The 15,171-nt window shown below is 65.1% G+C and carries 12 protein-coding genes and 3 pseudogenes; 3 read left to right on the plus strand and 12 right to left on the minus strand.

Annotated features, from left to right (window positions below):
• Nucleotides 1-252: 252 nt before the first annotated feature.
• Nucleotides 253-351 (minus strand): annotated as a pseudogene (locus EET03_RS31570) (DUF4189 domain-containing protein); the annotation flags it as partial.
• Nucleotides 352-515: 164 nt separating this feature from the next.
• On the opposite strand from EET03_RS31570, the pseudogene EET03_RS31575 reads away from it, so the two are divergent.
• Nucleotides 516-649 (plus strand): annotated as a pseudogene (locus EET03_RS31575) (CopY family transcriptional regulator); the annotation flags it as partial.
• Nucleotides 650-718: 69 nt separating this feature from the next.
• Here the strand turns inward: EET03_RS31575 and EET03_RS14790 are convergent.
• The 7 genes and pseudogenes from EET03_RS14790 to EET03_RS14820 form a co-directional block, all read right to left on the minus strand.
• Nucleotides 719-1,933 (minus strand): DUF7373 family lipoprotein, encoded by a 1,215-nt coding sequence (locus EET03_RS14790; RefSeq protein WP_075542931.1) that lies wholly within the window; start codon nt 1,931-1,933, stop codon nt 719-721.
• Between the two features lie 182 nt (nt 1,934-2,115).
• Nucleotides 2,116-2,463: pseudogene (locus EET03_RS14795) on the minus strand (RES domain-containing protein); the annotation flags it as partial.
• A 224-nt stretch (nt 2,464-2,687) separates the two neighbouring features.
• The gene (locus EET03_RS14800; RefSeq protein ID WP_099194194.1) at nt 2,688-3,662 is read right to left on the minus strand and encodes a patatin-like phospholipase family protein; all 975 of its coding nucleotides are present in this window, start codon (nt 3,660-3,662) and stop codon (nt 2,688-2,690) included.
• Nucleotides 3,663-3,706: 44 nt separating this feature from the next.
• On the minus strand, nt 3,707-4,777 hold the full coding sequence (locus EET03_RS14805) for an ABC transporter ATP-binding protein (protein ID WP_075542934.1): 1,071 nt from the start codon (nt 4,775-4,777) through the stop codon (nt 3,707-3,709).
• 4 nt (nt 4,778-4,781) lie between these two features.
• Nucleotides 4,782-5,624, minus strand: coding sequence for a carbohydrate ABC transporter permease (locus EET03_RS14810; RefSeq protein ID WP_075542935.1), 843 nt, complete (start codon nt 5,622-5,624; stop codon nt 4,782-4,784).
• Nucleotides 5,611-6,552 (minus strand): carbohydrate ABC transporter permease, encoded by a 942-nt coding sequence (locus tag EET03_RS14815; RefSeq protein WP_244232372.1) that lies wholly within the window; start codon nt 6,550-6,552, stop codon nt 5,611-5,613. The genes EET03_RS14810 and EET03_RS14815 overlap by 14 nt, the downstream gene beginning before the upstream one ends.
• Nucleotides 6,553-6,557: 5 nt before the next feature.
• The gene (locus tag EET03_RS14820) at nt 6,558-7,874 is read right to left on the minus strand and encodes an ABC transporter substrate-binding protein (protein WP_075542937.1); all 1,317 of its coding nucleotides are present in this window, start codon (nt 7,872-7,874) and stop codon (nt 6,558-6,560) included.
• Between the two features lie 433 nt (nt 7,875-8,307).
• Here EET03_RS14820 and EET03_RS14825 point away from each other — a divergent pair, with 433 nt between their 5' ends.
• Nucleotides 8,308-10,521: a SpoIIE family protein phosphatase gene (locus EET03_RS14825; protein WP_244232370.1), complete on the plus strand. Its 2,214-nt coding sequence runs from the start codon at nt 8,308-8,310 to the stop codon at nt 10,519-10,521.
• Nucleotides 10,522-10,571: 50 nt separating this feature from the next.
• Here EET03_RS14825 and EET03_RS14830 read toward each other — a convergent pair whose 3' ends face one another.
• Both EET03_RS14830 and EET03_RS14835 read right to left on the minus strand, forming a co-directional pair.
• Entirely contained in the window at nt 10,572-11,843 is a 1,272-nt protein-coding gene (locus EET03_RS14830) for a ferritin-like domain-containing protein (protein WP_063472767.1), read from the minus strand.
• Nucleotides 11,844-11,860: 17 nt separating this feature from the next.
• On the minus strand, nt 11,861-12,865 hold the full coding sequence (locus EET03_RS14835) for a ferredoxin--NADP reductase (RefSeq protein WP_075542939.1): 1,005 nt from the start codon (nt 12,863-12,865) through the stop codon (nt 11,861-11,863).
• 274 nt (nt 12,866-13,139) lie between these two features.
• Between EET03_RS14835 and EET03_RS14840 the strand changes: the two genes are divergently transcribed.
• Nucleotides 13,140-13,769, plus strand: coding sequence for a TetR/AcrR family transcriptional regulator (locus EET03_RS14840; protein ID WP_167470640.1), 630 nt, complete (start codon nt 13,140-13,142; stop codon nt 13,767-13,769).
• Nucleotides 13,770-13,792: 23 nt separating this feature from the next.
• Here EET03_RS14840 and EET03_RS14845 read toward each other — a convergent pair whose 3' ends face one another.
• Entirely contained in the window at nt 13,793-14,590 is a 798-nt protein-coding gene (locus EET03_RS14845) for a nuclear transport factor 2 family protein (protein WP_075542940.1), read from the minus strand.
• A complete protein-coding gene (gene pncA, locus EET03_RS14850; RefSeq protein WP_075542962.1) occupies nt 14,590-15,150 on the minus strand; it encodes a pyrazinamidase PncA in 561 nt (186 codons plus the stop codon). Before pncA ends, EET03_RS14845 begins: the two co-directional genes overlap by 1 nt.
• Between the last annotated feature and the right edge of the window lie 21 nt (nt 15,151-15,171).

Here is a 15,171-nt window from a genome sequence, read left to right on the forward strand (position 1 = left end):
GACACGCAGATGAAAGCCCTTGAAACCGAACATATCCTGACCCGCCACGACTTCCACGGCGAATGGAACTACACCCTCAGTCCCAGACCGCGACACGCCGACAGCGACCTAGATTAATTTATCGCAAGCCCTAACGGCGGGCACGACGGCAGCGCTTTGCAGGACATCTCGGCCGGTGCGGTCCGGGGATATCAAGAACCCTGACCTCGCCCCGGCTAGCAGGGATCCGACGGTGTGGAGGCGTTTCGAGGATCAAGCCGAGTTGCATTCCCAGTTGACGATCCACCCCCCGCCGAGCCGGTTGATGGCGTCGTCTTGTGCCGCGCTGAGCGTGTTGCCAGTTCCTCCTCGGCGGGATAGGCATGTCGGGGATCAAACGCCAGACACCCACTTCGCAAGTCGTCTCCAACCTGCTCAAGCCAGCTGGAAAGGGGTGAGGAAAATGACGATAAGACTCAGGTGTCGAACCGCACTTGGAGCCGCCGGCTTAGCGGGTGTCGCCGTTGTGACCCTCACGCTCGGTGGCGTTGAACCTGCTCGACGAGCATCTCGACTCCTGCGTGGCCGAGGCGATCGCCGAGGGGGCGACGAGGCCCAGGTGAAGCTCGCCGCGGCCTCGGCCGCTATCGCACGGCTTGTTCGCTCGTAATCGCCCACCACGCTATCGTGGTTGGACCGAGCCGGCGCCTCGATGACGTAGCCGGCCACCATCGCCGACTCACTTCCCCGTCAAGATGCGGTACTGGGCCGCGATCATCTGATGCACATCGGCCTCATGGTCAGACCATGCGTCGAAGGCGTAGCGGTCCGCGTTGGCCGCACACCAAAAAGCCAAGTGCGCTGTGAAACATTGAGCCTTAGGCATGCCCGTGATTCCGGTTGTCGGCTTGAGAGTGCCGGCTGCTTGGGCGGCCAATTCGGCCACGATGCGCCGCGCCGACCCGGCATCAGCGGCTTGGTAGACGCTACCGGTGGTGGTGTATGACGCTTGCTGCAGGGCAACGGATCTGAATAGCGCTTGGGTACGGACCGGATCCTCCGCGAAGTGGCGTATCCCGAGCTGGTCATAAGCGCCATCCTCCACGGTGTCGTTACCCTGCGCGGGGGGCAAGGTGCGGGCGAACAGCCCGCCGGGATCGATGGGCAGTTGCGCCAGCCGATCGGGTGGGGTCGGGCTGAATTTGTCGATCAGCGGTTGCTGGAGCTCCAGGGTGGCGGCAATCAATTGAACGGCGTTGTCGAAACTTTCCGCCGAATCTGCCGCTTGACACAACACATAGGACCCGTGCGCGGTGATCGCGATCACCGAGAACCGATCCGGTCCCTCCCGCAAATCCTTGCTACGGTAGGTCACGGCCGCGCTGTCGGGGTGTCGAGGGATCGAAAAAGGTTGAGTGGTAACAGGTTTGTCAGCGAACGGCAGGGTCAAGGCGGCCGCCTTGGCCCTCATCGCCGCCACGGCGGCGGTGGCGTCGTCGGGACCGGCCAGCCGCAACACGAGGTTGACCAAGCCCTTGTATGTCCCCGTAGCGGTATAGCGGGCACTGGCAAACCCGGCCAGGAAGTGATGATCTTCAAGACCGTCGCCAATGGGGCTGCCCAAAAAGAAATTGACCGTGCCGGGGCCCTTCACCAAGCCGGTGCCAAGCTGTTCGTACGTGACCAGGCTGGGTTCTGCTTCCCACGGGCCGAGCACGTTAGTGGCCATCCGCCGCGACTCAGCCAAGCCGCCCTCAATCGGGTCGCCGGCCAGGCCGAACGGCGGCCGCGACGTTATCGGATAGTCTCCAGTGTCCAGCAATTCGACATCAACACCGTCCCAGCCGGCGGCCCCGGGTGCGGGGACCGCGCGGCCGTCAATCGTCGAGGAACATCCAGCCACCAGCGACACCGCAGCGGCAACGGCGGCCCACAAGCGAATCAGCGTGCTCATCAGGGCATCAGCATCACATATTGCTGTTGATTCCGCCGGTTGACGGTAACCGAGAAACGGCCCCATCCATGCACACCAACCGGCCGTGGCGTTCGGCCACGCCGGTGGGGCCAATGACCTCCCAGACGGTGGTCGAGTCGACCCATACCGGCTGAATGCACTGATCCGATGCCGCCGGTCTAAGGCGTCAGCAGGCCGTATATGTGTAGAAACCAGGCCGCAAGCCCCATGGCCTGACATGCGGCCCGGTCGTCACCGACGATGTCCTTGACCTCCAAGCCAACCAAACGAAGATTTAGCACGGCTAGCTCCGCCGTATCGACCGTGCACAGCCAATACGGCTCCGCGAGCACCTTTTCCGCCGTCGTCGAGGCTGCGTCGGTTCCACGCTGGACTTCCACCATGCACGCCTGGATCGAATCCGCCAGATAGATCGCCGGGAACAGCAGCGGCGGATTTCATCGCCCGCCAAACCTACGCGTACCCTCTGCAGATAGCGCGTCCCGGTGCGCCGCGGCGTTGCGGCGACAGCAGACTTCACTGATCCCCTCCTCGGGAACTGAACAACGGTTGGTGCCATTCAGAGCACCCGAAGAGGTGGTTCCCCACACCCACAAGGCGCGCGCCACCGCACGCCGAGGCGGCGCGGCTACGGCTGCGTGGTCCCCACACCAGGACGGCCACACCAGCACGGCCAGAAGCGGCAGCCGTCGCGACGCGGGTCCTCGGGAAACGCTGTCTCAGCTGGCTAGTCTTAGACCAATGGGGTGGCAGGGCCGCCGCACGCCGCGATGTAGTCCTGGTAGTTCCAGGTCTGCAGAAACTCTTGACCGGCTTGTAACCCGCGCTGGTACAGGGCCTCGCGTTGTTCGGCGGTGATATCGAAGTCGATCGGGCTAATCTCATCGGCGGGGACGAACATCGTGCGCCGCACGGTGCACGGGTCGTCGATGTAGGCGTTGTCCTGGTTGCTGACCAACGTCTCAACGGCGGCGATTCCCAACGACACCGGCCCGTGAACCGGATGCGTGGGCGGAATACCCGGACGCGACGACAGCCGGATCCCGAAAGTCGGCCACTCCGGCCCGCCGTCGGACCGGTCGAACAGCCCCACCGGAAAGTTCGACAGCAATGCTCCGTCAACCCACGTCGCGCCGGCAACCCGAACCGGCTCGAACACGAACGGAATCGCCGACGAGGCATGGACCGCGCGCGCGACCGAAAAGTCGTCCGGGTCAATGCCATAGGAGTCCAGATCCCACGGGATGCGAACCAACCGCCGCCGCGACAGGTCACTGGCGGTGACCACCAGCGACCAGGCGAACTGTTCGGGCTCGTCGCCGGTACGCAAGTCGGCGAAAGTGCGCACGCCCAGGTCGGCCAGCAAACCGGTGAGCAGCTGTTCCAGATAGGCTCCCTGATACACACCATCCGACGTCAGCAGCGAGAGCACCCCGCCGATCAACGGCACACGTCCGATAAGACTGCGGTCGAGGAACTTCGAGTAGTCGATGCTGCGCATGATCTCGGAAAGACGTGTCAGCGGTTCCCCCGCAACCTGCAGCGCGGCGACCAGTGACGCGACGATCGCACCGGCGCTGGTCCCTGCGACACGGGGAAACCTATAGCCGGCCGCGCCCAGCGCGTCCACCGCACCGACCAGTCCGATCCCCCGGACCCCGCCGCCTTCGCATACCAGATCCACACGTTGGGTGCTCACCGCCGTCACCATAGCCTCATCATGGGTGGTTACCGGTATGCGGCACAGCGATGTCAGGCAATCCGACGGCCGTCGGCTCCGAAGAAGTGCAGTTGACCGGGTTGGGGGTGCAGACGCACCCGGCTGCCACGCTCGGGCGGCTGGCGGCCGTCCGTGCGAGCGACGATCGCCTGACCGGCAAGCTGGCCTGCCCCGCTGATCCGGCCATACAGATAGGCGTCGGCGCCGAGCTCCTCGACCACGTCGACCTCGATTTCGACGCCGGCGTTGCCCACCTCGAAATGTTCAGGACGAATGCCGACAACAATCTCCGCTGCGCCGGCGGCTATCTCGCGTGGTACACCTATAGGCCAATCCCCCAGCGTCACTGCGGAATCGGCGATCGGTAAGGTGAACAGATTCATCGCCGGGGACCCGATGAATCCGGCGACGAACACGTTGTCCGGGTTGCGGTAGAGTTCCCGCGGCGGCGCGCATTGTTGCAACACCCCGTCGCACAGCACCGCGACCCGGTCTCCCATCGTCATGGCCTCCACCTGATCATGGGTGACGTAGACCGTCGTGGTACCGAGTTGACGTTGTAATGCGGCGATCTGATTGCGGGTTTGCACCCGCAGCTTGGCGTCGAGGTTGGACAGCGGCTCGTCCATCAGGAACACCTGCGGACGGCGCACAATGGCGCGCCCCATTGCCACCCGCTGGCGTTGTCCGCCGGAGAGCTCCTTGGGCTTGCGGTCCAAGTATGGCTGCAAATCAAGCAATTTCGCTGCGGCCAGCACTCTTTCGCGGATCTCCGGCTTCGGCGTCTTGGCGACCTTCAACGCGAATCCCATGTTCTGCGCCACCGTCATGTGCGGGTAGAGGGCGTAGTTCTGGAAGACCATGGCGACATCGCGATCCTTGGGATCGACATTGGTGACGTCCCGGTCGCCGATCCGGATCCTGCCCGAATCCAGTTTCTCCAAACCGGCCACCATCCGCAGCGACGTGGTCTTGCCGCATCCAGACGGTCCGACCAGCACGACGAACTCACCGTCGCCGACGACGAGATCCAGACGGTCCAGTGCGGGCCGGTCTGCGCCCGGGTACCGCCGGGTCGCCTCCTCGAAACTCACCGTGGCCATGCGGCTAGCCGCCGAGTCCGGTCGCGGCGATACTGCGGATAAACGAGCGCTGCGCCACCGCGTAGACCAGCACCAACGGCAGCAGGATCAGCATCGACGTCGCCATGAAAACCGGCCAGCGCGCCACGTATTCGCCGCGCAACCGCACCAGGCCCAGGGTCAGCGTGGCCAGGCTGTTGCGTTGGATCATCAGCAGCGGCCAGAGAAAATCGTTCCACACGTTCACCCAGGTGAGCACCGCCAGCACCATCACTGCCGGCCTGGCATGCGGCAACAGGATCCGCCAGTAGATCTGCCAGGGCGAGCAGCCGTCCAGAATCGCCGCCTCTTCGAGATCCGCCGGGAGAGTGCGGAAGAACTGCCGCATGAGGTAGGTGCCGAAGGCGCTACCGAACAACCCCGGCACGATCATCGCCCACGGCGTGTCCACCCACCCCAGGACGCGCATGAGAATGAACTGCGGAATCACGGTGACCGTCAGCGGCACCATGAGCGTGCCCAGATACATGACGAACAAGGTGTCGCGGCCGCGAAAATGCAGTCGCGCGAAGGCGTATCCGGCGAGCGAGCAGAAGAACACCTGACCAGCGGTGACGCAGCCGGCATACAGCACCGTGTTGAAAAGCATTCTCCAGAACGGCATCAGCGCGAATACATCGCCGTAGTTGGACCACTGCGGGTGGTCGGGGACCAATGTCGGTTGGCTCACCTCGCCTTCCCCCTTCAACGAGCCCGACAGGGCCCACATGATCGGGAACAGGGCGCACCAGGCGATCGCGATCAGCGCGGTGTACAGAGCCAGGGCGCGAACAACGTTGCGCATGACCACTCGATCAGCCGAGCCCACGGGAAACCTCCCACGAGCGGCGTCGCGTGAGGCGCAGCTGAAGTACGGTCAACACCAGCAAGACGGCGAACATCACCCAGGCCAGCGCCGAGGCGTAACCGAATTCCAGGAATCCAAAGGCGTTTTGGAAGAGCATGATGCCCAAGACATAGGTTCCGGTTTCCGGTCCCCCGTTCGCACCGGTGAGAACGTAGACCAGATCGAAAGCCTGGAATGCGTGGATGATCGAGATGACCACGACGAACGACATCGCGCCGCGGATCAACGGCACCGTGATCGACACGAACTGCCGTATCTCGCCGGCACCGTCGATTTTGGCTGCCTCGTAGACGGTTTCGGGAACCCCCTGCATCGCGGCCAGCAGCACGACGGTGGCAAACGGCACGCTTCGCCACACACTGACCAGGCACAACGAGGCCATGGCCCACCTGGGTTCGATCAGCCATGGGATCGGGCCGATGCCGACCCAGCCCAACATGATGTTGAGCAATCCGTTGTTGGTATCGAACACGAATTGCCAGATCACCGCCATCACCACCGACGAAATGGCCAACGGCAAGAACGTGATCGTCCGAAAGATGCCGATGCCCTTGACTTTCCGGTTCAGCACTCCGGCAATGGCGAGGCTGATGAGAACGGTCGGGGCAACCGTCCCGACAGTGAAGATCGCCGTGTTGCGCACCGCGATGAGGAACAGCGGGTCAGCGGTGAACAGGTCGCGGAAATTCCGCAGACCCACAAACGTTGGCGGGGTGAACAGGTCCCAGCTCTGAAAGCTCATGTATAGCGAGAACCCGAGCGGGAACAGCATGAACACCACGACGGCAGTCAGGTTCGGTGCGACGAACAATCGCCCGGCCCACGGCCGTCGGCGCCAGAGGCTCGGCCTTTTAGGGCGCTTCGCGGTGCCCGGATCGGGTGTGTCGATCGACGTCACGGACTGCGCAGCACCTCGTCGACGGCTCGCGACAGCCCGGTCAGCGATGTCGCCGGGCGGGATCCGCGTAGTACCGGTCCGAAGGTGCGTTCCATCAGGGCGTAGACCTTCGGCCACGCCGGGGTGATGGGCAGGCCCTGGGAATGGCTCGGTCCTCCGGTGAGTACGGCGAGATTGTCAACCCTACTGTGTGCTTTGGCGAATCCGGCCGAGTTGATCGCAGACCACACGACCGGCACGAAAAGGTTGGTTTCGCCGATCAACGCCTGACCCACGGGTCCGGTTGCGAACTTGACGAACTCCCATGCCTGCTCCCGGCGCTGACAACTGGCCGCGATGGCCAATCCGGTGGCTCCGATATTGGAGCAGGGAGCGTGCCCCCGTGGGCCCAACGGCAGTGCGGTCACGTTGAAATCCAAGCCGTCGGCGCGGTCGAAAGTCTGGTAGCGCCAGTGCCCGCCCAATGCCATCGCCGCCTTGCCCCGCGAGAACAACTCCGGCGTGGCCGTCGACTGCAGCTCGGATACGGTGGGCGCCACCTTGTGCTCGTTGGTCAGGTCGGCGTAGAACTGGACGGCTTCGGTGAAGGCGGCATTGTCGAAGTTGAGATGCGACGGGTTCATTCTCGGCGAGGACCACGGCACGCCGTTGTTCATGGCGAACAGTCCGGCGGAGATGGTCGGGACGAAGGTGTCGACAAACCCCCACTGGCTGACCCGTCCCGCGGCATCGCGCTTGGTGAGCGCGCAGGCCGCGTCGAGGAATTCGGCAAAACTCCACGGCTGCTCCCAACTCGTGGGCGGTGGCCGAATGCCGGCCTCGGCGAAAAGCCGCTTGTTGTAGTACAAATAATTTCCCGACCATTGCTCCGGAAACGCGTATTGGCCGCCGCTATAGGTGAACGTCTCATACAGTGGCCCAATGCCGTCCGATGACAGCTCGGCGGCGAAACCGGGATCCCGCGCCAGCATGGTATTCAGGTCCAGGAGCACACCGCGGTCAGCCAATCCGCCGTAGCTCAACTCCCACGCCATCAGCACATCGGGACATTTGCCGCCGGCGCAGAACGTCGATATCTGCTGCAGCGGCCCTGGCCCGGACAGCAAGGTCCGCACCTTGATGTCGGGGTAGCGGCGGCAGAACTCGTCGACGATGCGCATCCGGGCGTCCGCTTCGTCGGGATTGGCTGCGAAGAAGAAGGTCAAGGCGTCGTCGTCGGAGGCACACCCGGAGGGCCACGGCGCCAACGACGCCACGGTGAGTGCACCCGCTCCCCGCAACAGGCGCCGCCGCGCGAACGGCTTGTCGAACATGTTGCTCCCGGTTCTGGGCTTCGACTCCAGTGCCGACTGTATGTCATCTTCCTGGGTTGTCGGCGAGATATCCGAGTGTCCGTTGGGCAGAATTGTTGCAACACTTGGGAAATCAGTCCCGGTCCACCCATCCACACCGCCTTCGGCGCACCCTCGGCTGCAGTGCGGCGCCGACGACAGGCCGGCGCGTTTGCTCAGACATGCCCGCGGCGGCCGCTTGTCTTGTTGACGCGCCATCCGACGATGCCCGATGATTTGTCGGCAGTGCGGTTCTTTGGCTTAGCTGGGTAATCGGGGCCCGCGGCCAGCAGTCCGATCCGGGCGACCGGCACAGGAGCGAAATGCGCGACAGCGCCAAGCACTGTCACACCGATAACGCCCGCGGAACGGGCACCAGCAACCCAGTCGGCTTCGCGGGAGGTTCACAGTGCCGGTGACTCCGCCGTCGGCGCCGGCTGGGCCCCGGCCACGCCCCCGACATTTCCTCGCCGACTGGTGGTCGATCGCGGGCCTGTTCAGCGTGGTCGCGGTGCTCTACGGCGGTGGCGCGGAATTGGCGTGGCATTCATCGGGCCTCGCCGCGGCCGGAGTTCCGGCGGGCGCGGACTCGTTGTGGCAGGCGTTCGGCCCCGCGGTGGGATTCGCGTTTTTCCCGCCCGCGGGCATAACGGTGGCCGCGATGCTGCTGACCAAGCGGTCGCGCTGGCCAGCGGTCGTCGCCGCGATCGTGACCGCTGAACTTGTGGTCGATGCGCACCATGGGATGGACATGTTGGCAGCTGCCGGGCTTGCCGCGGCCAACGCGATCGAGCCGTTGGTGGGTGCGTCGTTGGTCCGGGCGTGGTGTGGGGGTACGCCGGACCTGCGGCGGCGCACCGATCTTGCCCGCTATGTCGCCGGGGCATGTGTGTTGGGCCCGCTGGTCGGCGGGCTTCTGGGTGCGGCGGTCGGTGTGGTGTACGCGGGAATCTGGTGGCCAGGCGGTGTGGCGCGCTGGGTGGCTGCCGACGGGCTGGGTGCTTTGGTGGTCGGTGCACCGGCGCTTCTGTGGCCACGCCAGCGCCAGCTCCTGGCTGCCCGGCGGGTGGAAACGACGCTGGTAGTCGTCCTTGCCGCCGCGCTATCGGTCGCCGCATTTTCGGTGCGTTCACCGCCGGCGTTGTTGCTGCTGCCCGTGCTGGCCTGGGCAGCGTTTCGGCTGGAAGTGATCGGTGCGGCGCTGGCCAGCGCGGTGCTGGCGGTCGCGGCCAACTACATGACCGCCGCCGGCCGCGGCGCGTTTGCCGCGGCGCCGCTTCCGGGGTCGGCCCGGCTGGCTGCCACGCAGGGATTTATCGCGGTCGTCATGCTGGTGTCCCTGCTCATCGGCCAAGAAGCTGCTGGGCGGATCTCCGCGATCCGGCAGCGGCAGGCCGAACAGCGCGAACGGACCCGCCTGGAATCGTTGGCGCGGCTGGGCGAGTCGCTCGCGGCCGCGCTGACCCCCGAGGAAATCGGTCGGGCCACCTCCGTGGAGGTGCGCACGTATGCCGGGGTGCACGCTTTAGCGCTGGGACTGCTCAGCGACGACGGCAACACCCTGCATTGGATGCACGTGGTCGGTGAGCTGCCGCCCATCGTCACGCAGTTTGCCGATGGGCTGCCGTTGACTCAGTGGTGCGCGGCCACCGACGCGATGAGCACCGGGGTCCCGGTATTGATCCGCGAGGAAGCCGAGTATCAGCGGCGTTACCCCGAGACCGCGCAGTGGACGATGGCGGCCGGCATTGCCTCGATGGGTGTGTGGCCATTGACCATCGGGCAAAGCCGCATCGGCGTGTTGGAGCTGGTGTGGAGCCGGTCCCAGCCGCTGGACGCCACTCAGCGCTCGTTCGCCTCCGCGGTGGCGTCCATGGTGACCCAAGCACTGATCCGTGCCCGCGCCTACGCAGACGAGCACACCCGGGCGGCGGTGCTGCAGGCGGCCGTGCTGCCGGCATCTCCGCCCGAGATCGCGGGCCTGGATCTGGCGGTGTGCTACCAGCCCGCCGATGTGACTCATGGGCTGGGCGGGGACTGGTGGGACGCGATGTCGCTGCCGAAGAACCGGACCTACCTGGCGGTCGGTGATGTGGTGGGCCATGGTCTGGCCGCGGTGGAGGACATGGCCCAGCTCCGCGCGGCCGGGCGTGGGCTGGCGGTTCAGGGGCTACCGCCGTCCCAGCTGCTTGCCGAGCTGAATATCTTTACCGGCCATGCCAGTCACGGGAAGTTCGCCACCATGACAGTGGCGATCTTCGACCCCCGGTCCGGCGTGCTGCATTACGGTTCCGCCGGTCATCCGCCGTCGCTGCTGCGCCGTTGTGGCAGTGGCAAGGTCGTTCGGCTCGGCGGGGGCCGTGGACCGGTGCTAGGCCCGCGCCGCCACGCCGCCTACGACCAGGACCAGGTGCTCGTCGAAGCCGGCGACATCCTGGTGATGTACACCGACGGCCTCATCGACCGCCGTGGCCACGACATCGAAAAGGCCTTGGCCCAAGCCGAGCAACTTGTCGCCGGCTGGGGGGCGCATTCCTCGTTGCGCGAGGCGTGCCAGAGGCTCACCACAGCTCTGGCGCCGCCGCCACGAGATGACGACGTGTGCGTGCTTGCCGTCACATTCCGGTAAGGGGCCGGTTGGTGACGGTGGCGGTCGAACAAACCGCCCGACCCGATCCCCTACCCGACTCTCGAGGGCGACGCTCCCGCCGCCAGCTCCTGCAATTCGGCCGGCATCTCGTCGGAGTCGTAACCGGTACCCGCGTCGACTGTCAGGTCGTCCTCGGTGAGCTGGGTGGCGTTCTTGCCGCCCAGATATTGTGTGAGCCCGGACCTTTCGTAGTGGGTCTTGATCCGGTCGCTCATCAGCCCGATGTATTCGAGGTTGGGAACGAGCCGCTCGAACATGATGCTGCGGAACTTGACCATGCTGGGCGAATCCAGCATCTGTTGGTCCCAGACCTTGAGCGGCACCTTGTGGGAGAACCACTCTTCGTACACCTCGTGCATCAGGAACCGGTTACGCATCAGCAGCGCCACCTCATAGACCCAGTCTTCGCGCTCGCGGCGTTCCTTCTCCGAGATGTTCTGGGTGATGTGGTCGCGCAATGCCAGCACACCGTAGTGCACATGGCGGGCTTCGTCCTGGATCACCATCTTGAGCAGTTGTTTGAGCAGCGGCTCGCGCGTCTGCTGGAAAATGGTGGTGAACGCGCCGAGCGCCAAGCCCTCGATCATAATCTGCATACCGAGGAATTTGAAATCCCAACGGCCGTCGGTCATCAGCTCGTCGATGAGCACGAACAGGTTGTCGTTGACGGTGTAGATCTTCTCGAGTTTGGTGTCGAGGTAGCGCAGGAACACCTCGAGGTGCCGGCCCTCGTCCATTACCTGGGTTGCTCCGTAGAGCTTCGCGTCGGTCCAATGCACGCACTCGGTCACCTGAGCCGACGCGAACAGGGCGCCTTGCTCACCGTGCATGAACTGGCTGAGCAGCCACGCCGCGATGTCCCAGGTCAGTTTGCGCTCTTCCAGCGCCGTCAGCCGGACGCCGAATCCCTCGATTTCCTTGAACGGCACGAAGCTGCGCGGCAGGATTTGCGCGTCGGGGTTGTCCGGGGTGACGTCGAGTTCCCACGGCAGGTCGGCGTCACCGTCCCACTGCTTGGACACCGCGCGACGGTAGAGGTCATACATCTCGGCGAAGTCGCTTTGGTAATTGAGCCGGAAGTGCGCACTGTGGTGGGCCGGCATATCCACGTGATCGCCGCGCTTGCCTTTGCCCAGCACCAGTCCCCGCACCGCCGAAGGTGCCATGGAGACGGCAACTTTCGGGTTCCGCACCGACAGCATCAACCCGACACTGTCGAGGGTCTGGTGAATCTTGTTCTGCGCCTTGATCGGTAACCCGCGCACCATCGATTCCACCGAAGTCTTCACTGTCGAAGTCATCTCCAACCTCCTGGGGTTTAGGCGTCGAGGACGACGCTTTCTTGGGCGTACGCCGAGCAGCTGAGGATGTAGCCATCGGATCGTTCCTGGTCGCTCAAACAGTTCGGTTCGTCGACGGCCACCGCACCGTTGATCACTTTGAGTTTGCATGCGGCACAACCGCCGACGGTGCAGCTGAAGTTGAGCTTCAATCCGCTGCGCAGACCCGCCTCCAGAATCGTCTCGCCCGGCTGCTGGGTGACCGTGCGACCGGTAACGCGAAACTCCACATCGTGCGGTTCGGTCGGCAGCGTGCGGGTGTGTCGGGGCGCCGCATAGAACCGTTCTCGATGGATGCGATCGGTGTCGACGCCGCCGCTCGTCAGCGCAGCGGTGGTCGCGTCCATCAATTCCGGTGGGCCGCAAAGAAATACCTGTACATCCGGGCCTGCCGCCAATAGCGCGGCGGCACGCTCGCCGGTGAGCCGTCCGCTCTCTCCCGGCCATGCCGACGCCGGCTGCGAGAGCACGTGCAACACCCGCAGCCGCGGATAGCTGGCGGCCAATGCTGACAGTCGCCGCTCGAAGATGATCTCGCCTTGCCGCCGCGACACGTACACCAGCGAGATCTCGCGTTCGGGCGACTGTCGCAGTGCGGTTTCGATCATGCCGATCACCGCTGTGATGCCGCTGCCGGCGGCCAGGAACGCCAGCGGAACCGCGTCATTTTCGTCAATGTCAGGAAGGACGAAATCACCCGATGGCCCGAGCACCGTGTACTCGTATCCGGCAGCGACGTCGCGGTGCACGAAGCCTGACACGACGCCGCCGTCGATCGCCTTTACGGTGCAGGCCAGCCGATCGCCCTCGGCGGCGCTGATCGAATAGGCGCGCTTGACGGTCACGCCGTCGACGTCGAAGCAGTGCGTCAGGTACTGCCCGGCGCGGAACTCGACCGGCCGCCCGTCGGTGACCTCCAGCACCAGCGTCACCGCATCGTCGGTCTCGCGGATGACCTCGACAACCCGAACGGGGCGCCGCACCGAAGCCGTCTGCGATTGCCCCCATCGCCGCGACGGGCCGTCGGGCCGCGGCAGGACAACCGGATTGGATTTCCTCGGGCGGAAAAGGGTAACCCGCGGCATGGTGGGAAGGCTCGGCATCGGGTCCCCTGCACAAAGTAGGAACTGGACGGTTCCGACAATTATTGACAGGTGTCATGTTTTGGCCGTAGGGCCGAAAGTCACTAATTCAAACGGATCGGCGTGAGCAGCTCCAAGCAGCGTAGGCGCCCCGATGCTGTGCCAAGATGACTTCGTGATCCGCGTCGTGAGGCCATTTCGCGGCGTCAGCGCAGAGGAACGACGCGACCTGCGCCGTAACCAGTTGCTCGAGGGGTGTCTGGAAGTTGCCGGCACCGTCGGGATGGCGGCGACGACCATCGAGGCGGTAAGTCGTCAGGCCGGCCTGTCGAAGCGGTACTTCTATGAAAGCTTCCGGACCCGCGACGAGCTTTTCGTGACCCTGGCGCAGGGTCTGCTCGCCGAAATCAGCAGCGGCGTCCTCGATTCGATGACCGATTCCGCCACCGAGCTGATAGATCGCGCGCGGATGGGCATCGGTGGGGTGATCACCGTGCTGACCGATGATCCCCGCAAGGCGCGGTTGTTCACCGAGTTGATCGGCAGCGAGCTGCTCAAAGACACCGTCGGCGGGGCCGAGCACGAACTCGCCGAGCTGCTCACCCAGCTGCTGCTCGCCGGAACCGGCAGCGACCAGAGCCAATACCATCGCCTGCGGGTCGCCACCCTTGTGATCGTGGCCGGCACCGCCAAGGCCGTCACCAGTTGGCTCGACGGAAAGCTCACCGTGTCCCGAGACGACCTCATCGAGGAGGTCGCCCAGATGTCGGTCGCCGCGGCGCACACGGTGCGCAGCGATCTGTGACCGCTACCGTCGCCCCAACCGAATCACGCGGGGAAGTAACGGATCCGGTTGATCAGATTGCCGCGCCACGGCAGTTCGGCGAACATGATCCCGCGCCCATGATCGGATGCCAGCGACACCGTGACCGTTGATCCGGCGCCGTTGATCTTCGTCCAGCTGACCCCACGGAGCTGGTGCCCTAGTTCGGCCAGGTCCAGTACCTCGTCATCGCCCAAAGTCACTGCCGCAGTGGGCGATAGCGCACGTCCAGCGGCGTAGGTGTCACCGTGCCCGACCGCGTCGAGAAATGTCGTCACCAGTGTCGTGCGACGCGCGCCCACGCGGCGAAATCCGGTCAGGAAGCCGGCGGTGCCGCGCAGGCCCTGATTGCCCAACAGCCCCTGCGACAGCTTCAGCGCCGGCGACATCGCCGGCGCTCCGCTCCGCAGGAACTGCAGCATCATCGCCGGCAAGTCCCAGTACGCCCGGAGAACGGCAATCTTCCAGTTGCCGTTGACCTTTCGCAGGTCGTAGCGCAAGAAGGCGGGAACGAACATCGTCACCGCGGGTGCCATTGCCACCTCGAGTTCGACGTCGCGCAGGACGACCGAGCCGGAGACGATGTCGAGGTCGCGGTGGAACTTGATATCTCGCGGACCGATGAAAGTGTCGAAGAACCGGCCGATCTGCTCGTGGCCCACGTGCGGCTGCGAGCCCACCGGGTCTTGGACCCGGCCGTCGCTGGTGAACAGGCCTACCCAGCCGGCGCGGTCGTGCGCTGCGGCGGCCCGCGGCGACCGCTCGACAGCGGCCAGCAGATCATCGCGATCCGGCAGCGCCATCAGCGGCTCCCGACCAGCGCGATGCCGGTGGTGCGCAGCTGCGTCAGCGCCTCTTTGGTGGTATCGGCCGACGCTCCCGCGGTCAGGTCGACCAACACCCGGGTCGCGAAGCCGGCGCGGTCCATGTCCTCGGCGGTGCGCCGTACGCAATGATCGGTGGCGACGCCGACCACGTCGACCTCGTCGATCCCCCGTTGCCGCAGCCAGTCCGGCAGCGTGGTGCCATGCTCGTCGACGCCCTCGGCCCCGCTGTAGGCGGCGCCGTAGGCACCCTTGCGGAAGACGGCCTCGAGCTGGCCGGTGTCGAGGTCGGGATGGAAGTCGGCGCCGCGGCTTCCGGCCCGGCAGTGCGCAGGCCACGACGAGGAATAGTCCGGCTGGTCGGAGAAGTGGCCGCCGGGATCGATGTGGAAATCCTCGGTGGCCACCACGTGGCGGTAACCGGGCCGGCCGGCTAGGTAGTCGTTGATCGCCCGGGCCAGTCGGTCGGCGCCCGCCACCGGCACCGAGCCGCCTTCGCAGAAATCGTTCTGCAGGTCGACGATGATCAGCGCTCGCACAATGTCCACCCTAATCCCAGC

Origin of the sequence: Mycobacterium innocens, from assembly GCF_900566055.1 — a bacterium.
In the GTDB taxonomy this organism is placed as follows: domain Bacteria; phylum Actinomycetota; class Actinomycetes; order Mycobacteriales; family Mycobacteriaceae; genus Mycobacterium; species Mycobacterium innocens.